This window comes from Stappia sp. TSB10GB4, assembly GCF_900185745.1.
Lineage (GTDB): Bacteria > Pseudomonadota > Alphaproteobacteria > Rhizobiales > Stappiaceae > Stappia.
In genome coordinates, this window is record NZ_FYAV01000021.1 from 35,729 (window position 1) to 53,113 (window position 17,385).

Here is a 17,385-nt window from a genome sequence, read left to right on the forward strand (position 1 = left end):
TCAGCCCCCAAGGGCAGGGCGGAGGCCGGCGACACGGGCCGCCGGCGGGGCAGCAACAACAAGGCCGACGCATTGAGACGCTTCTGGTCCCACCTGTTCGCCGACCCGGAAGGCACGCCCTTCCTGGTCCGGCGGCTGGTCCTGGAAAACGCCCGGGACTACGTGTGGCGCTATATCCTGGCCTTTATCTTCATGGGGCTTGTCGCCGCCAGCACGGCGGCGAGCGCCTGGATCATGAAGGACGTCATCAACGAGGTCTTCCTGGAGCGCGATGCCACCATGGTGATGGTCATCGCCGGCTTCGTGATGTTCATCTTCGCGGTGAAGGGTGTTTCGACCTATGGCCAGTTGGTGGTTCTCGGCGAGATCGGCAACGCCATCGTCGCCCGCACCCAGTCGCGCCTGTTCGAGGCGATCACCCGCCAGGACGTGGCCTTTTTCGAGCGCTCCGGCATCGGCGATCTCGGCACCCGGCTGTCGCATAATGCGACCGCCGCCCGCGTGGCGCTCGATCTCATCGTTACGGCGCTCGGCCGGGACCTGCTGACCGTCATCGCGCTGGTCGCGGTGATGATCGCCCAGGATCCCTTGATGAGCCTGATTGCGCTGGTGATCATGCCCCCGGCGATCATCATCATCGCCGGTCTGGTGCGGCGCGTGCGCCGCGTGGCGAAGTCGCAATTCGTCTCGCTGACCCGCATCCTGTCGATCGCCCAGGAGACCATTTCCGGCATCCGCGTCGTCAAGGCCTTCGCGGTGGAGCAGCGGCTGCGCCGCGACATGGATGCGGCCGTCGAGGACGTGCGCTTGCGCGCCGACAAGATGACCCGCCTGTCGGCCCGCACCTCGCCGGTCATGGAGACGCTCGGCGGCGTCGCCATCGCGCTGGTGATCCTCTATGGCGGCTATGCCGTCATCGAGCGCGGGAGCGACCCCGGCGCCTTCTTCGCCTTCATCACCGCCTTGCTGCTGGCCTATGATCCCGCCCGCCGGCTCGCCCGCCTTCATGTCAATCTCTCGGCGCATATGGTCGGCGTGCGGCTGATGTATGAGGTGCTGGACCGCGCTTCGGCGGAGGAGGAGGAGGAGCCGCGCCCGGCAGGGGTGCCGTTCCGGCCGGGCGACGTGCGCTTCGAGACCGTGGTCTTCCAGTATGGCGAGGCGCCGGCGCTGACGGGTCTCGACTTCACCGCCCGTACCGGCGAGGTGACCGCGCTGGTCGGCCCGTCGGGGGCGGGCAAGTCCACCGTTTTCTCGCTGCTGGAGCGGTTCTACGAGCCGGTTGCGGGCCGCGTGACCATCGGCGGGCAGGACATCCGCGAGATCGCGATCCCTGATCTGCGCGCCTCCATCGCGCTGGTGTCGCAGGATACGTTCCTGTTCGACATGTCGGTGCGCGACAACATTGCCATGGGCCGACCCGGTGCCCTGGAGGAGGAGATCGTGCAGGCGGCGCGCGAGGCGAATGCGCATGACTTCATCCTGGAACTGGACGAGGGCTATGACACGCGGGTGGGCGAGGGCGGCGGCAGGTTGTCCGGTGGCCAGCGCCAGCGTATCGCCATTGCCCGGGCCATCCTGCGCGACGCGCCTCTGCTGCTGCTGGACGAGGCGACGTCGGCACTCGATTCCGAGAGCGAGGCCAAGATCCAGGCGGCGCTCGCCAACCTGATGCGCGGCCGCACGACACTGGTCATCGCTCACCGCCTGTCGACCGTGCGTGAGGCGGACCAGATCATCGTCATGGAGCGGGGGCGCGCCATCGAAAGCGGCACCCACCGTGAGCTCTTTGCGCGCGGAGGGCTCTACAAGAGGTTGTGCGACCTGCAGTTTTCCGACACTGGCGCCGCCGCCGGCGCGGCGCAGTGACACACCGGACCGACGACCTCTCTCCGCCGGGCTGCCAATGACCCACAAGAAAACCCCGCCGCAGGGCTCTGCGGCGGGGTTTTGCGTTTCGATCCGCTGCTGGTCGAGGCGATCAGCGGCCGGAATTGGCAACGACCATCGCGTTGAGGAGCTGTGGCAGGGTGTCCGGCGCAGTTGCCAGCACGCCCATGATCTGCATGGCCGGCACCGGCGAGGCAGGCTCGACCGTGATGACCAGTTCGTCCGGCGACACCAGGAAGCTCTTCAGCGCGGCGTGCAGGCTCTGGCCGAAGGGCGTGTCCTTCAGCGGCCCCATCTCGTTGGCGGCCTGATCGGCGAGGCCGAGCGCCAGGGTTTCCGGCGACAGGCCGGCCGGTTCCGCCTGCTGAGCGATGAAGGCCGAGATCAGCCGGGCATCGCGCACGACAAGGCGGGCCTTGTTGACCATGGCGGTCGCAAGGACCATCTGCGCCTGCTCGGGGTTCTCGAAGGCGAGGCGCGGAATGCCGCCGATCTCCATCCGCAGTTCCAGAGAGCCGCCCCCATCGATGGTGAAGGAGAGCGGATCGATGCTGAGCGTCTGGGTGTCCGGGTTCCAGGCAATCCGGCTCTCGTCGGAGTAGTTCACCGCGTCAAGGTCCAGCGCCTCGAACAGCGCGCGGGCGTCCTCCTCATCGATCAGCGATATGGGGAAGGAGGCGTTTTTCGTCACAGCCTCGATCCGGGTCGGGATCGGAGCGATGAAGTCGCTCATGGCAAGGCGATAGCTTTCCACGGAGACGGGTGCGGGGAGTTCGTCCGACGCCACCTTGAGGCCCTCGATCTGCAGCAGGCCAAGTGTCGGGATGATCGACAGGATCTGGGCCAGATCGGGGTCCTTGTCGGCGGAGGAGAGGAAGACGTCGACATAGCGCGACAGCGGCGGCAGGCGCAGCTCGCTCATCCGCAACAGCCGGGAATCGACCGAGGTGTTGTTCTCCGCCGCCGTCACGGAAAGCTCGCTGACGGTGAAGTCCGCAAAGCCGCGATAGGAGGCGTCCCGCGCCTGGATCGCGCCAATGGCACCGTTGGCGATGGGCGATGTGATGGCGAGCGCGGAGAGATCGAAACTGTCCAGCGAGATTGCCCCGATCGCGTCGAGGCCCTGTCCACCGAGCGCGGCAAGGGAGGGCTCGTCGTCGGGCAGCGTGCCGAGCGCCACCTGGTCGCCGAGAGTGGCGAGATCGAAGGCGGCGGCGTCGGGCGCAACCCGCAAGCCCGCCATCGCAATGCGGCCGATGCCGACCACATTGTCGTCAAAGGAGAAGCTCACCCCGTCGACGCTGGCGCCGGCGATGACCTCGTCGCCGGTCAGACGCTCGGCCGGCAACATGCCGACCAGCCGCAGGATCGGCTTGATGTCGGTGCCGGTGACGACCTGCAGCCCAACCTCCTGGCGGAGCATCGTGCGCTCGCCGGTGGCGCCCGGCTCCAGCACTATTTCCGTTTCCGAGACGGTCTTCTCGACCCGTTGCTCCTCGATGCGGCCGTTGGCGAGACCGGTGATGGTCATGCCCTCGTAGGTTTCCTTGCCGGCGGCGCCGTCAGGCATCTTCGACAGGGTTTCCATGCGGCGCACGAACATGCGCTCGACGCTGGTGTCGAGGCCGGCAAGGATGGCCGGCAGGAAGCGCGAAACCGGCTTTCCGGCGTCTTCCGGAGCTTCGAACGGAACCTGGAGGTAGTTTTCCGCCACCAGATCGTACTGGTTGACGGTGACGTCGAAGGCGCTGCGCACGCCGTCCTGGGTCATCCCGCCGGCAACACGGAACTCGTGCAGGCCGGGTTGCTCGTACTTGTCGAGCCGGTAGCCCTTATCGGTCCTGGTGACGCCGATCAGCCGGGTCTCGGGGCTGTTGATGCGGATATCGACGTCGATGTCGACGCCGGCGATCGAGAAGGCGAGATCCCAGCCGAACCGGGCGTCGCGCACGGTGGCATCGCTGGTGCCGGTTTCGGTGACGCTGCCATATTCGGCGATGCTGGCGCCGTTGTCCTTGGCCCATTTCAGGAAGGCGTCGGCGGCATCGACGGCGGGGTTCGCCGTGGCGGGAGCGGCAAGCGCGAGGCTTACGAGAAAGGCGCCGGCCGTGGCGGTGTAGCGCAGGTGTCTGGGCATTGGTTTGGGCATGGTCCGTTGTCCGTGATCTGGCGTTGTCCATTGTCCGATAAGCGGATCGGATCGGGAAAGCGGATCCGCTCGGAGGAGCGGTCACTCAAACCGAAACCGGCGCCGGGTTTGCCCGCGCCGGGATCGTTGCTGCTGTGTCGCGGCGGTGCCCCTCCCGCCGGAACGTCAGTCCTGGTTCGCGGCGATCGTCACGCCGAGAAGGTTGGGGAGCGTCTGCGGCGCGATCATTGCGGCTCCCAGCAATTGAGCGAAGGGCACCGGCGCGGCGGGCGCCGCCGTCGCGGAGATCGACTGCGGGTCCTTCAGGAAGGTGGTGGCTGCGCTCGCGACCTTCTGCTGGAAGTCGGGATTGCCGATCACCGATAGCAGCATGGGCAGGGCGGCGCTCAACTGACCGACGAACTCCTCGCGCGAGGCACCGGATTCCTTGGCCTGCGCGTCGAGCAGGCGGTCGACCAGCGACTCGTTGTCGAGACGCAGGGCGAGGCTGACCACCTCGAGGCCCTGCATGATGCCCATGGCCTCTTCCGGGTTGCCCTGGGCGGCTTCGAGCTTCGCGAAGACCTCGCGGGTCATGCCCTTGAGCGTCAGCGAAGCGTTCAGCGTGGCCGCTTCGGCACCGGAAATCGTCAGGTCGGAAATGTCGAGAACGCCGGCGTCCGGGTCCCATTCCGCTTCCAGGGCGAGACCGAGCACGAGCTTGTCATAGCCGAGGTCGGTCAGAGACTTGCGGCCGTCCTCGTCCAGGCTGGCGGCGGTGATCTCGATGCCCTTCACCGTCAGCGAGCCGGCGGTCGGCAGATCGCCGTCCATTTCGTCGACCACGGCGACGACGCTGGCGATCGGGATTTTCCCATCCTTCTCGGTGTCGATGAGGATGCCGGTGATCTCGGCACGCGAATAGCCGGGCGCCATCGCGTCGCTGTCGGCCTTGGCCTTGATCGTGGCGGCCGAGGGCAGGACCGGATCGTCGATGGCGATCAGCGCGGCGGTGACGCGGACGTCATTGCCGTCCTGCTGGTCCTCGATGGTGACACCGCTCATCGCCATGGCTCCGGCGGTCAGGCCGCCGTCGGCGTCGACTTCGGCGTCCTGAAACGAGGTTTCGGCGATCGTCAGCCTGGTGGTCTTGCCGCCGTCGTCGAGCGCGGCGCGTAGCCCGGTGATGGTCACCTTGCCGCCGGATTCCTCGACCCTGTCATAGCCGGTCACGGCCGCCTTGCCGGCTTCGATGATCTGGAAGAACGTGTCCGCCACTTCGTTGCCGGAGGCATCGAAGGCAAGGGCCGGCGGCGCGAGGAGGAGCGGGCAGGCAATCGCAAGGGCGCGCACGCGGCGAAGGGGAAGATAGGTCATTCAGACGTCTCCGAGTGGTGTTTGAGTGTCCGCTCCCTGCCTGCGGACCGCTACGATGCGTCAAATGGAGCGCAAGGACAAGCTGCGCGCTCAGATTGTTCAGAGCGATTTGTCGCCTGTTTGTTTTTCAGCTAGATGACCGCGGCCAGAGGTTTTTCCGGCCATTCCGCCATCGCCTGCTCGACATCGGCGAGCGACGGCAGGCTGTCCTCGTTGCCCAGGTGCTGGATCGCGTGGGCGGAGGCGGCGCGGGCGAAGCGGAAATGCTGCTCGAAGCCGGCATCTTCATTGCGCAGCCAGGAATAGATATAAGCGCCGTGAAAGACGTCGCCGGCGCCGTTCGTGTCGACGATGCGCTCCCTGGGCACGTTAAGCGCGGCCATGCGCTGCGTCGGACTGCCGCCCTCATACCAGAAGATGCCATCCTCTCCGAGCGTGACGCCGCCGACCGGGCAACCGCGTTCGCGCAGGTAGTCCAGCGTTTCCTCGACGCCGAGACCGAGTTGCTCGCAGAAGCGGGCGGAGACTACAGCGGCATCGATATAGCGCAGCAATTCGTCCGTATTCTCGCGCACGGCACCGCCATCGAGCGAGGTCAGGATGCCTGCGGCCCGGGCGGCCTTGGCATAGTGCAGGGCGGCATCGGGCATGTGGCCGTCGAGATGCAGCGCCCGGCAGCCGGCAAGATTGAGCACCGGAAAGGGGTGAAGGAAATCGTTGTCGCGGCAGCGGACGATGGCGCGCTTGCCGTCCTTGGGCATGATGAAGGAGAGGGAGGATTCCCGCACCTTCCGTCCATGGATCGAGATGCCGTATTTGGCGGCCATGTCGAGGAACATTCGGGCCAGCCAGTCATCGGCCTGCGAGCACAGGATGTCCGGGGCGATGCCGAGCCTTGCGCAGGCAAAGCCGGCGGTCACCGCATTGCCGCCGAAGCTCACCGCATAATCGCGCGCGATCGCCTTCTCGTCGCCCGTCGGCAGCGTATCGGTGAGGAAGGTGATGTCGATATAGGCTTGGCCAATGAACAGGGCCTGCATGCTTTGACGCGCTCCTCGTTGCCGGGGTTGCTCTTGTTGTCAGGGCGCGGCGGCTTTTTTTCTCTCCTGCGGCCGCGCCTTCAGGGGTCATTTACGAAAGCTGCGGATACTGACATTCCATCAAATGCCGGATCGCTGCGTGCCGCACCGTTATACCCGCTTTCTCAAGACTTTGGTGATCGCCCTCATTCTGGCGATCGCTCCCCTGATCGCGGCCAATTACGTGCTCAACACCTACGCCGTAACACAGGCGCAGGCGGAGATGAAGGCGATTGCCGAGCGCTATGTCCTGCGCGCGGAAAAGGCAATCGGCGATGCGGTGTCGGTGTTGCAGGGGTTGCACCAGAAGGGCCACGTGACCTGTTCGGCGGATGATCGGGCAGCGTTCAATGCCGGTCTGATCGAGGCGCCGTTCGTGCAGATGCTCGGCGTCGTCAATACCGGCGGCGTGATGATGTGCAACGTGCCGGACCAGCCGAGCAGGGGGCAGCCCGTGCTGCCCGTCCTGCAGGCGGATTCTCCGCTGGTCGGGATCGGCATGCGCGAGCGCGTCTATGAAGGGACGCGCGTTGCCCTGGTGAGCTGGCGGATCGGGACCGGCAACCGGCTCCTGGCGGAGATCTCGCCTGTCGCGATCGCCATCGACCCGGGGCCGGAATACCTGCGCGCTCACCGGCATGTGGAACTGCGGCTGGGCGACGGGGTGACGTGGCTGCGCTCGGGCGAGTACAGCCATATCAATTCCCGCGAGAGCGAGCGGGAGATGGTCGTCGAGGTGGCTTCGGAGAAGTATCCGATGCTGGCGACCGTTTCGGCGCCGGCTTCGGCCGCCGACAATCTGGTGCGCGATCTCAAGGTGGTCGCCGCAATCGCTTGCGTCTGTTTCGCGATCCTGTTCGTGGCGGTCAGCGTCTGGTTCTCCTGGCGGCCGGAGAGCGAGGCGGAGGACGAATTCGTCCAGGCGATCCGGCGCGGAGAGTTCATCCCCTATTATCAGCCGGTGATGGACATCGAAACGGGCCGTCTGCGCGGCTGCGAGGTGTTGATGCGCTGGCAGCGGCCGGACGGGTCGGTGATCTCGCCGGGCGCCTTCATGACCTTCGCCGAGACGTCGGGCCACATCTTCGAGATGACCCGTCAGATCATGCGCAAGACCTGTGTCGAGGTCGGCGATCTCTATTACCAGAATCCGGAATTCAAGCTGTCGATCAACCTGTTTGCCGGACATTTCGAGGATCGGCAGATCATCGAGGACATCACCGAGATCTTTGGCGGCTCGAAGATCGCCTTTCAGCAGATCGTCATGGAGGTGACCGAGCGCCAGCCGTTGTCCAACATGGACACCGCCCGCAAGATCATCGCCGAGATGCAGGCGATCGGCGTGCGCGTGGCGCTCGACGATGTGGGCACCGGCCATGGCGGTTTCGCCTATCTCCAGAAGCTCGGCATCGACATCATCAAGATCGACAAGATGTTCATCGACAGCCTGGGGACGGACGACAACTCCACCACCATCGTCGACACGATGGTCGAACTCGCCGACAATCTCGGCATGGGCATCATCGCCGAGGGCGTCGAGACGATGGAACAGATCGAGCGCCTGCGCGAACTCGGCGTCTCCGCCGCGCAGGGCTACATTTTCGCCCCGCCCTTGCCGGCCAAGCTGTTCATCGAACTGGCGCAGGCGCTGTCCGGCGGGCGCGGCACCGCTCTGCCGGAAGGCATGGGCAAGGCCCTGGTCGCCTGAGGCCGCGCGCCTCGACCCTTTCCGTCATGTCGGCCGAGGCGGGACTTTTTCCCGGCGCCGCGATCCGATAAGGTGCGCGCCGATCAGCCTCCTTCATCCGGAGCCGGAATGGTGAACGCTCTGACCACCGCGAGGGACGCCACCTCGCGCCGCTGGCGCCGCGCGGCGCTTGTCCTTGCCGTGTCTCTCGCGCTCGGCGGCTGCCAGACCGCCACCAGCACCTCGCAGCATGCCTCGCGCCAGCCGGTGGGAGCCGTGCAGGTCGCGGCGCTGCCGGTGCTTCCCGCGCCCTCGATCGGCACGGAACTGTCACTGGCGCCACAGGGCAGTGCGCTTCGACGTGCCCCGGCTGCCATCGTCGTCGATGCGGCGACCGGGACGGTGCTGCACGAGGCGGATGCCGATTCGCTGCGCTACCCGGCCTCGCTCACCAAGATGATGACGCTCTATCTGCTGTTCGATGCGCTGTCCGAGGGCCGGGTCGGCCTCGATACGCCGCTGTCGATCTCCGCGAAGGCGGCAAGCCAGCCGCCGGCGCGCATCGGGTTGAAGGTCGGGGGGCGGCTGACCGTCTCCCAGGCGATCCAGGCGCTGGCCGTGAAGTCGGCCAATGACGTCGCGGTGGCGGTCGCGGAGACGCTTGCCGGCTCCGAGGACGCCTTTGCCGCGCAGATGACGGCCAAGGCGCGCAGCCTTGGCATGGGCAATACCCGTTTCGTCAACGCCTCGGGGCTGCCGGATCCGCGTCAGGTCACCACTGCGCGCGACATGGCGACCCTGTCGCGCGCGCTGAAAAGCCGGCATGCCGGGCGTGCCAGCGCCTTTACGGCGCGCAGCTTCACCTATGAGGGCACCGCCCACCGGGCGACCAACAACCTGCTTGGCCGCGTTGCCGGCGTCGACGGTATCAAGACCGGCTATATCCGCGATTCCGGCTACAACCTTGCCGCCTCCGCCCATCGTGGCGGGCGCAGTGTCATCGCCGTGGTGTTCGGCGGCGAGAGCGAAGGCGCGCGCGATCGCCAGGTCGCGGACCTGATCGAGCAATATCTTTGAAGGGGCGCTGAAACGGCGCCGGCCCGGCTGAACAGGGCACGCCGGACCACGATGCTGCGGCCGTTCGGGGGCGACAGGTAAATCGCGTGCGATCAGGCTGGGGAGATCGTCCGGTCGGGACCGGGCAGGGCGGAAATCGTGTCGTCGGCGTCGTGATCGGCGGCCGGTCTCCGGCTTTCCTCATCGCCCTGCGGCGCAGGGACGACAGGGCGCTCCAGCCGCGGTTCGCCATCCTGATGGACGGCGGTTTCGAGCAATCCGGTCGCCGCGTCGATCAGCAGGAACACCGTGTCGTTGCCCTTGCGGGCGACGATCTCGATCCGGCCTTCCTTGTTCATGTAGCGCAGCGTGACGTAGCCGTGCTTGGCGAGCGTGTCGGCAATCTCGTTGATGTTGGAGCCGACCCGGTCGCCCGGGAGCAGGTGATCGGCGGCGGCTGGCGGCGTGGCGATGAGGATCGACATGAGGGCAAGGCCCGCAAGTCCCTTTGCCACGCGCGCTGCGATCCGGCCTGTGGCCCTTTCCATTCCGTGCATGTCTCGCTCCCCGGTGCGGCCCGGCGCTTTTTTGCCGTCCTGGACCGACGGAACGAGAGCCTATCACGAAAACCGCCGGATGGGACGGGTCATGCCAAAGGTCGGCCGGGAAAGTCACTTTGAGGGCGGAATATCGGACAGATACCCGGTCAATTGTCGCAGGGCCGCTTCCTCCTTGCCCTCCAGTTGCCTGAACTCCGGCGGGACGCGCCAGCCCGGCTCCACATCTTCCATGTTTGGAAGCTGGTGGGCGATTCCCTTGTGGCAGTCGATGCAGGTCGCTTCGCCGCTGACGAGGAAGCGTTGGTGGATTGCCGCGGCACGATCTGTCTGGCGGGTGAAATCCATGGCGATGGAGGAATGGCAGTTGCGGCATTCGAGGCTGTCATTGGCCTTCAGCCGCGCCCATTCGTGCTTAGCGAGTTCCAGGCGCAGGTCGAGGAACTTGCGGCGCGTGTTGATGGTGCCGAACAGGTGGCCCCAGACCTCCTTGGAGGCCTGCATCTTGCGGGCGATCTTGTCGGTCCAGTTGTGCGGAACGTGGCAGTCGGGGCAGGACGCCCGCACGCCCGAGCGGTTGGAGAAGTGGATGGTCTGCGTCATCTCCTCGTAGACGTTGTCTTTCATCTCGTGGCAACTGATGCAGAAGGCCTCGGTGTTGGTGACTTCCAGCGCGGTGTTGAACGCACCCCAGAAGATCACGCCGCCGACGAAGCCGCCGAGGGTCAGGAAGCCGAGGCCGAAATGCACGCTCGGCCTTGCGAAGATGGTCCAGGCCTGCCGGGCGAGGGACTTCAGACGACCCCACATGGCTCAGCGGCTCCCGGCCGGCCGGGCGCCGAGCTCGCTCATGTCGCGGAACAGGTTGGTGACAAGCGGTGGGGCATCCGACTGGGGCACGTGGCACATGGTGCAGAAGTAGCGGCGCGGCGACACGTCCGCCAGCATCTGGCCCTCGCGGTCCATGTAATGGGTGACACTGATCATCGGCGCGCCGGACCCTTCCGTGTATTCCCGCTTGTGGCAGGACAGGCAGCGGTTGGTGTTGACCGAAAGCTGGTAGCCTTCGATCGAATGCGGGATCACCGGCGGCTGCTCGGGATAGGCGCGCATCCGCCGTACGTCGTCGACGATCCATTTCGCCACCGGAGGAGCCGCAGCATTTTCCATCGGCTGGGGCGTTCCGCGCAGGCGCGGCGCGTCCTGGGAGAACGCCGGCAGCGCCAGGCCGACGGCGAACACGAGAAGGCCGGCAAGCAGCGCGTGCGCGGCTACGCGGTGGAGACCTTGACTGCGCATTTCTTGAAATCCGTCTGCTTGGAGATGGGATCGGTGGCGTCGAGCGTGACCTTGTTGATCAACTGGCTTGCGTCGAACCACGGCACGAAGACGACGCCGCGCGGCATGCGGTTGCGCCCGCGCGTCTCGATGCGCGTGCGGATTTCACCGCGCCGCGAGGTCACCACGACCTCGCTGCCCTGGTTGAGGCCGCGGGCGCGGGCGTCGTCGGGATGCATGAAGAGGCGGGCGCCGGGGAAGGCCTTGTAGAGCTCGGGCACGCGCATCGTCATCGAGCCGGAATGCCAGTGCTCGAGCACCCGGCCGGTCACCAGCCACAGGTCGTAGTCGTCGTCGGGCACCTCGGCGGGTGGCTCGTAGGGCACGGCGAGGATCACCGCGCGCCCGTCCTTGCGGCCGTAGAAGCGCACGCCTTCGCCCGGCTTCACGTAAGGATCGTAACCCTCGCGGTAGCGCCAGCGGGTTTCCTCGCCATCGACCACCGGCCAGCGCAATCCGCGCACCTGGTGGTAGCGGTCATAGGGCGCAAGGTCGTGGCCATGGTCGCGGCCGAACTCCGCATATTCCTCGAACAGGCCCTTTTGAACATAGAAGCCGAAGTGCTTGGCCTCCTGGTTCTCGTAGTCCGCGTCGATCTGCGCGAGCGGAAAGCGGTCGACGGTCCCATTCGCGAACAGCACCTCGTAGAGCGTCTTGCCGCGATAGTCGGGATTGGCGTCGAGGATCTCCTGGGGCCACACCTCGTCCGTGGTGAAGCGCTTGGAGAACTCCATCATCTGCCACAGGTCGGAGCGGGCCTCGCCCTTGGCATCGACCAACTGGTGCCAGACATGGGTGCGCCGCTCGGCATTGCCGTAGGCGCCTTCCTTTTCCACCCACATGGCAGCGGGCAGGATGACATCGGCGGCAAGTGCCGTCACCGTCGGGTAAGCGTCTGAGACGACGATGAAATTCTCCGGATTTCGATAACCGGGATAGGTCTCCTGGCTGGTGTTGGGCGCGGCCTGCAGGTTGTTGTTCACCTGGACCCAGTACCAGTTGAGCTTGCCGTCGCGCAGCATCCGGTCCTGCTCGACCGCATGATAGCCCGGCTTGTCCGGCAGCAGCCCGTGCGGCAGCTTCCAGATTTCCTCGGTCTGCTTGCGGTGTTCGGGGTTGGTTACCACCATGTCGGCCGGCAGGCGATGGGCGAAGGTGCCGACCTCGCGTGCCGTGCCGCAGGCCGAGGGCTGGCCGGTCAGCGAGAAGGGGCTGTTGCCGGGCTCGGAGATCTTTCCCGTCAAAAGGTGCAGATTGTAGACCATGTGGTTGGCCCAGACGCCGCGCACATGCTGGTTGAAGCCCATGGTCCACAGCGACATGACCTTGCGGTCCGGGTCGGCATAGAGCTCGGCGAGTTCGCGCAGGAAATCCGGCTCGACGCCCGACAGCGCCGAGACCTTCTCCAGCGTGTAGTCGGACACCATCTTGCGGAAGGCCTCGAAGTCGGCCGGCTCCATCTTGCCCGGATCGCCGGCGCCGACGGCCCTCAACTCCAGCTCGTTGTCGGGGCGCAGGCCATAGCCGATATCGGTCTGGCCGGTCATGAACACCGCGTGGTCGCGCACGAAGTCCTCGTTGACGCGGCCTGTCTCGATGATGTGGTTGGCGATGTAGTTAAGGATCGCCAGATCCGTCCCCGGCTTGAAGATCATCGGGATGTCGGCAAGGTCCATGCTGCGATGGGTGAAGGTCGACAGCACCGCCACCCGCACATGCTCATGACCAAGACGCCGGTCGGCCAGCCTCGTCCACAGGATCGGATGCATCTCCGCCATGTTCGAGCCCCACAGCACGAAGGCGTCGGCATGCTCGAAGTCCTCGTAGCAGCCCATCGGCTCGTCCATGCCGAAGGTCCGCATGAAGGCGGTGGCGGCGGAGGCCATGCAGTGGCGGGCGTTGGGGTCGAGATTGTTGGAGCGGAAACCCGCCCGCATCAGCTTGGTGGCGGCGTAGCCCTCGAAAATCGTCCATTGGCCCGAGCCGAACATGCCGAGCGCGGTCGGGCCCTTGGCCGCCAGCGTCTCCTTGGCCTTTTCCGCCATCAGGTCGAGCGCTTCGTCCCAGGAGACCGGCTCGAACTCGCCGTCCTTGTGGTAGCTGCCGCCGCGCTTGCGCATCAGGGGCGTGGTCAGCCGGTCCTCGCCATACATGATCTTGGACAGGAAATAGCCCTTGATGCAGTTGAGGCCGCGATTGACCTCCGCCTGCATGTCGCCGTGGGTGGTGACGACCTGACCGTCCTTGACGCCGACCATAACGCCGCAGCCGGTACCGCAGAAGCGGCAGGGCGCCTTCGACCACTTGATGTCCAGCGTGCCGATGCCGCCGGGAATGGGCTGGGCGGCGGCGGGCAGGGCGATGCCGGCGGCGGCGGCGGCCACCGCCGCGGCCTGCGCCTTGATCATGTCGCGCCTGGAGAGCTCAAGCTCCATCGTCAGACCTCCTCGCTATGTTCGAAAACCATGTTGGCGGACACCACGCCGTCGAGCAGGGAGATCTCGACGAGCCGGTTGCCGGCGGCGCCGCGCGGCGCTTCCAGGACGATGACGATCTTGCTGCCCTCGGCCGCGTGCACCTCGACGTCGGCAAGGCCGGCGAGAGTTGCGGCAACGCTGTCGAGCCGGTCCGGCAGGACCGAGACGACGGCACTGGAAATGACAAGGGGAGCGGCAGCCTCACGCATCGAAGGCCTCCGGCACGGGGCGCAATTCGATGGCCGAGACGGGGCAAGGCGCGACGCAGGCGCCGCAGCCGGTACACAGCGAGGCGGTCACCTGGGGCAGGAACGGGCCGCCGCGACGGGGCGGAAAGCGGATCGCCTCCTGCGGGCAGGCATCGCGGCAGGCCTGACAGTCGATGCCGGCGTGCGGCAGACAGTGAGCGGCGATGTGCGGCCGGTAGGGCAGGGCCTCCCGCTCGCGATCGAACAGGCCTTCCGGACAGGCCTCGGCGCAGGCGCCGCAGAAGGTGCATTCTCCGGAGGCGAAGGACAGGGCCGGGCGTTCGCCGGTCATCTTGACGATGCCGGTGGGGCAGGCCGCCGCGCAGGCGCCGCAGCCGGTGCACAGGTCGAGCGCACTCGCGGCCAGCCAGGGCGGGAGCGGCATTTGTGTTGCGTCAGGGCGAGGCGGACGGCCGGTGAGGAAGCGGCGGCGTGTCCCGTCGAAAGGCAGGGTCATGCCGGCACCTCAAAGCAGTGCCGCGGGCGGGCCCGGCGGTCCGAAGATCAACTGCAGCATCCACACGGCAAACCCGTAGGTGCCGACCACGGCGACCGCCACGAAGGGCCAGACGCCGAAGGCGAGGACCAGAAAGGCCAGCAGCTCCATACGCCAGCGGCGGCGGTCGGTGCCATCGGCATCGCTTTGTCCGGATTCAGTCATCCTGTGCCCGCCTCTGTCTCCGTCTCCATACGAATAAAAACCATTTTTCGACGCAATTCCAGTGAGTCAATGCGTAAAATTTCCAGTTTTTGAAACAAGATTCTTGAAACTCCCGCGTTTTCCCCAATTTTACGTCAGTATAATTGACGTTTATATGTATTTTATCGTAGGCAAATCCCTGTTTTGCTCTATGTATATTTATTGTTACGTATATTTGAATGTTGCGTGTGCTCAATTTATTGCAGCCGCCCGAAGCGGACGGGTCTGGGCGACGGCGAAGAGAAGATAGGCAAGGCTCCAGCACAGGCCGCCGGCGGCAACCAGCGGCAGGTAGTGCTCTGGCGCGATCGGAGCCGTGATGCGAAGGACGGCGCCGAGATTTACGGTAAGCAGCGCCGCCCCGCACAGCCACCGTCCGGCATATCCGCCCGGTCCCCGCGTCGTCGCCAGGCGGCTCATCACCGCAAGCGTCATGCTGCCGATCGCCCCGGCGGTGAGCGCGTGCAAGGCGGCATCCGCCGGCAGGGCGAGACCGGGCAGCGCGGCAAGGGCGGCAAGCAGCAGTCCGGTTACCAGCCAACCATAGCCGGCATGCAGGGCCAGGATATCGCCGCGACGCAGCAACCAGCCGCGCCAGCGCAGCAGCCTTGCAAGGTTCAGCAGCCCGGCGCCGGTCAGCAGCGCGCCGGTGACGGTGGCATCCGGCGCCAGCACCCAGGCGGGCAGCGCTGCGCTGGTGGCGAGAAGCACGAAAATATCGAATCGACCGTAAGGAGCGGGCACCCGTTCGGCGCCGCGCCCGGCCAGGGCGTTACGGGTCAGGCTCGGAACCAGACGCCCGCCGACGGCGGCGATCAGCAGCGCGGCGACGGCGATGCCCGTGCGAGCCATCATCGCGGCTGTCGCCGGATCGTCGCCGAACAGCCGGTGGGCGAGGGCGGCGGCGGCGAGCACCGGGAACAGCATCAGACCATGGCGCGACTGGCCGCTGCGCCCGAGCCGCATCTCCCGGAGCAGCAGCGCCGAAACCGCCAGCGGGAAGGCGGCATCGACCGCAAGCGCCAGCGGCAGCGGGGCAACGAACGGCACCAGGCGGCCGGCGAGCCACAGGCCGACCAGCAGCGCCAGCGGCGTGCCGGCGGTCGGCAACCGGCCGGACCAGTTGGGCGTTGCCGACAGCAGGTAGCCGGCCATGATCGGCGGCAGGAAGCCGAACACCATCTCATGCGCGTGCCAGGTCAGCGCCGGCAGGCCAGCCACCTCCGCAATGCCCGCGGTGTAGATCCAGAGCCACGCGGGCACGGCCGCGACGGCCTGCAGCGCGGCGACGAAGAACAGCGGGCGGAAGGCGACGGCGAGCCACCAGCCGTCGGTGCCTTGCCGCGAAGAGGCGGCTGCGGCTGTGCCATGGCGGGGCGGCAGGGTGCGGGAGGCAGAAGCGGGACTGGCGGAGAGGGAGCGGGTCTGCGAGGCCATGGCCGGCGTCCTTGCAAGATCGGGGTCTCTGCAGGACTAGCCGGACAATCCGCCACCTTCGTTGCTCCCGCGCAAAGACGGATGCAGGCGGCCGGGGTTAGTGTAAGCCTGACGTTGCAAGGGGAGTCCTCCCATGTCCAGCCATCAGGATTTCAGAAGCGGAACGGCAAGAAGGATCGGGCCGGAAACGCTCGTCGGCGAATTGATGAACGACTACCGGGCGACGATCTCCGTGTTCATCCGCCACAAGATGATGTGCATCGGCTGCCCGGTCGCGCGCATCCACGATGTCGAGGAGGCCTGCCGCGAGCACGGCATTCCCCTCGACCGCTTCCTCGGCGAGCTCGACGCCGCCATCGCCGGCGGGAGCTGAAGCAATGGAAGCTGAGGCGCCCGCCGATTTCACCGTCGATGCCGGCGTGCTGGCCGAGGGATTCGGCCTGTCGGCGGACGATTTTCGCGAGAAGCTGCGCGCCGGCCATGTGACCGGCCGGCTCTATCAGGGCGTCGGCGAGGATGCCGGCACCTGGCGGCTCGAGGTGTTTCTCGGCAATGCCCGGCTGACGGTGATCGCCGACGACGAGGGGCGGCCGCTGCACCGCTCGCTGGTCGATTTCGGCGAGCGGCCGCTGCCGCGCGAGATGCGTGCCCCCACGGCCGAGCGGATCAATCGTCGGAGCGCTCCGCAAGCATGAACAGCTTGTGGGCGTTGCAGACGACCACCTTCTTGCGGGCGCTGGAGACGAGCCCCTGCGCCTCCCAGGACGTCATCACCCGGCTGACCGTGTGAAGTGTCGTGCCGGTCATCTCGGCGATGTCCTGCCGGGTTACCGGGAAGTCGATCAGAATGCCTTCCTCGGTCTTGCGTCCGGCCTGGTTGACCAGGCGCAGCAGCGCATGCGCCACCCGCCGTTCCACCTCCTCGGTCGACAGTTCCCTGATCCGCGTGTGGGCATCCTGCAGACGCTGTCCCACCGTCTGCAGGGCGTTCATCGCCAGCACCGGGCTGCGCGCGATGAAGGCGTCCCACTGGCTCGATGGCCAGACGAGGGCGAGGCTGTCGACCACGGCGGAGGCGGTCGCCGGATAGTCGGTGCGGCGCATTGCCTTTGCGATGCCGAAGATGTCGCCGGGGCTGACATGGCGCACGACGACCTGCTGTCCGTCCGGTGTCGTCTGCACCACCTTCAGCCGGCCATGCAGAAGCGCGAAGAATTCGGTCGCCGGTTCTCCTTGCGCGAAGACGGTGGCGCCTATGGCGTATCTGCGGCTGACGGCAATGGCCAGCACCGCGTCGAGGTCCTCGTCCGACATCGACTGAAAGATCGTAAGATCCCGGATCAGGGATCGGTCAAGTTGAGCGGGTGGCATTCCGTGGTTCCCTCCTCAGATGCCATTTTGTCGCAGTTTG

At 66.4% G+C, this 17,385-nt stretch carries 17 protein-coding genes; 5 read left to right on the top strand and 12 right to left on the bottom strand.

The window, feature by feature from the left end:
* Nucleotides 1-72: 72 nt before the first annotated feature.
* A complete protein-coding gene (locus tag TSB10GB4_RS01295) occupies nucleotides 73-1,869 on the top strand; it encodes an ABC transporter ATP-binding protein (RefSeq protein ID WP_186394245.1) in 1,797 nt (598 codons plus the stop codon).
* 112 nt (nucleotides 1,870-1,981) lie between these two features.
* Here the strand turns inward: TSB10GB4_RS01295 and TSB10GB4_RS01300 are convergent, their stop codons facing one another.
* The 3 genes from TSB10GB4_RS01300 to TSB10GB4_RS01310 form a co-directional block, all read right to left on the bottom strand.
* Nucleotides 1,982-4,039, bottom strand: coding sequence for a hypothetical protein (locus TSB10GB4_RS01300; RefSeq protein ID WP_186394246.1), 2,058 nt, complete (start codon nucleotides 4,037-4,039; stop codon nucleotides 1,982-1,984).
* A 165-nt stretch (nucleotides 4,040-4,204) separates the two neighbouring features.
* Nucleotides 4,205-5,395 carry a hypothetical protein gene (locus TSB10GB4_RS01305; protein WP_186394247.1) on the bottom strand — a complete coding sequence of 397 codons (1,191 nt, stop codon included), beginning with the start codon at nucleotides 5,393-5,395 and terminating at the stop codon, nucleotides 4,205-4,207.
* Between the two features lie 131 nt (nucleotides 5,396-5,526).
* Nucleotides 5,527-6,435 (bottom strand): sugar kinase, encoded by a 909-nt coding sequence (locus TSB10GB4_RS01310; RefSeq protein WP_186394248.1) that lies wholly within the window; start codon nucleotides 6,433-6,435, stop codon nucleotides 5,527-5,529.
* Between the two features lie 139 nt (nucleotides 6,436-6,574).
* On the opposite strand from TSB10GB4_RS01310, the gene TSB10GB4_RS01315 reads away from it, so the two are divergent.
* Both TSB10GB4_RS01315 and TSB10GB4_RS01320 read left to right on the top strand, forming a co-directional pair.
* Entirely contained in the window at nucleotides 6,575-8,182 is a 1,608-nt protein-coding gene (locus TSB10GB4_RS01315) for an EAL domain-containing protein (protein ID WP_208984334.1), read from the top strand.
* A gap of 108 nt (nucleotides 8,183-8,290) precedes the next feature.
* A complete protein-coding gene (locus tag TSB10GB4_RS01320) occupies nucleotides 8,291-9,238 on the top strand; it encodes a D-alanyl-D-alanine carboxypeptidase family protein (protein WP_186394249.1) in 948 nt (315 codons plus the stop codon).
* A gap of 92 nt (nucleotides 9,239-9,330) precedes the next feature.
* On the opposite strand, the gene TSB10GB4_RS01325 is transcribed toward TSB10GB4_RS01320, so the two are convergent.
* The 8 genes from TSB10GB4_RS01325 to TSB10GB4_RS01360 all read right to left on the bottom strand — a co-directional run bounded on the left by TSB10GB4_RS01325 (nucleotide 9,331) and on the right by TSB10GB4_RS01360 (nucleotide 15,974).
* A complete protein-coding gene (locus tag TSB10GB4_RS01325; protein ID WP_186394250.1) occupies nucleotides 9,331-9,732 on the bottom strand; it encodes a hypothetical protein in 402 nt (133 codons plus the stop codon).
* Between the two features lie 156 nt (nucleotides 9,733-9,888).
* Complete coding sequence (locus tag TSB10GB4_RS01330) at nucleotides 9,889-10,584, bottom strand: NapC/NirT family cytochrome c (RefSeq protein ID WP_186394251.1); 696 nt, start codon at nucleotides 10,582-10,584, stop codon at nucleotides 9,889-9,891.
* Between the two features lie 3 nt (nucleotides 10,585-10,587).
* Nucleotides 10,588-11,073 (bottom strand): nitrate reductase cytochrome c-type subunit, encoded by a 486-nt coding sequence (locus TSB10GB4_RS01335; protein WP_186389412.1) that lies wholly within the window; start codon nucleotides 11,071-11,073, stop codon nucleotides 10,588-10,590.
* Complete coding sequence (gene napA, locus TSB10GB4_RS01340) at nucleotides 11,046-13,547, bottom strand: periplasmic nitrate reductase subunit alpha (protein ID WP_186394252.1); 2,502 nt, start codon at nucleotides 13,545-13,547, stop codon at nucleotides 11,046-11,048. Before napA ends, TSB10GB4_RS01335 begins: the two co-directional genes overlap by 28 nt.
* Nucleotides 13,548-13,549: 2 nt before the next feature.
* The gene (locus TSB10GB4_RS01345; protein ID WP_186389414.1) at nucleotides 13,550-13,798 is read right to left on the bottom strand and encodes a chaperone NapD; all 249 of its coding nucleotides are present in this window, start codon (nucleotides 13,796-13,798) and stop codon (nucleotides 13,550-13,552) included.
* Nucleotides 13,791-14,294, bottom strand: coding sequence for a ferredoxin-type protein NapF (napF, locus tag TSB10GB4_RS01350; protein ID WP_186394253.1), 504 nt, complete (start codon nucleotides 14,292-14,294; stop codon nucleotides 13,791-13,793). Before napF ends, TSB10GB4_RS01345 begins: the two co-directional genes overlap by 8 nt.
* 9 nt (nucleotides 14,295-14,303) lie before the next feature.
* A complete protein-coding gene (napE, locus tag TSB10GB4_RS01355) occupies nucleotides 14,304-14,498 on the bottom strand; it encodes a periplasmic nitrate reductase, NapE protein (protein WP_186389416.1) in 195 nt (64 codons plus the stop codon).
* Nucleotides 14,499-14,729: 231 nt separating this feature from the next.
* Nucleotides 14,730-15,974 (bottom strand): NnrS family protein, encoded by a 1,245-nt coding sequence (locus TSB10GB4_RS01360; RefSeq protein WP_186394254.1) that lies wholly within the window; start codon nucleotides 15,972-15,974, stop codon nucleotides 14,730-14,732.
* A 133-nt stretch (nucleotides 15,975-16,107) separates the two neighbouring features.
* Here TSB10GB4_RS01360 and TSB10GB4_RS01365 point away from each other — a divergent pair, with 133 nt between their 5' ends.
* Together TSB10GB4_RS01365 and TSB10GB4_RS01370 are read left to right on the top strand one after the other, a co-directional pair.
* Nucleotides 16,108-16,347, top strand: coding sequence for a DUF1858 domain-containing protein (locus TSB10GB4_RS01365; protein WP_186389418.1), 240 nt, complete (start codon nucleotides 16,108-16,110; stop codon nucleotides 16,345-16,347).
* A 4-nt stretch (nucleotides 16,348-16,351) separates the two neighbouring features.
* On the top strand, nucleotides 16,352-16,669 hold the full coding sequence (locus tag TSB10GB4_RS01370; RefSeq protein WP_186394255.1) for a DUF6522 family protein: 318 nt from the start codon (nucleotides 16,352-16,354) through the stop codon (nucleotides 16,667-16,669).
* Here the strand turns inward: TSB10GB4_RS01370 and TSB10GB4_RS01375 are convergent.
* Nucleotides 16,641-17,345, bottom strand: a complete 705-nt coding sequence (locus TSB10GB4_RS01375; protein ID WP_186389420.1) for a Crp/Fnr family transcriptional regulator — start codon at nucleotides 17,343-17,345, stop codon at nucleotides 16,641-16,643. The genes TSB10GB4_RS01370 and TSB10GB4_RS01375 overlap by 29 nt on opposite strands.
* Between the last annotated feature and the right edge of the window lie 40 nt (nucleotides 17,346-17,385).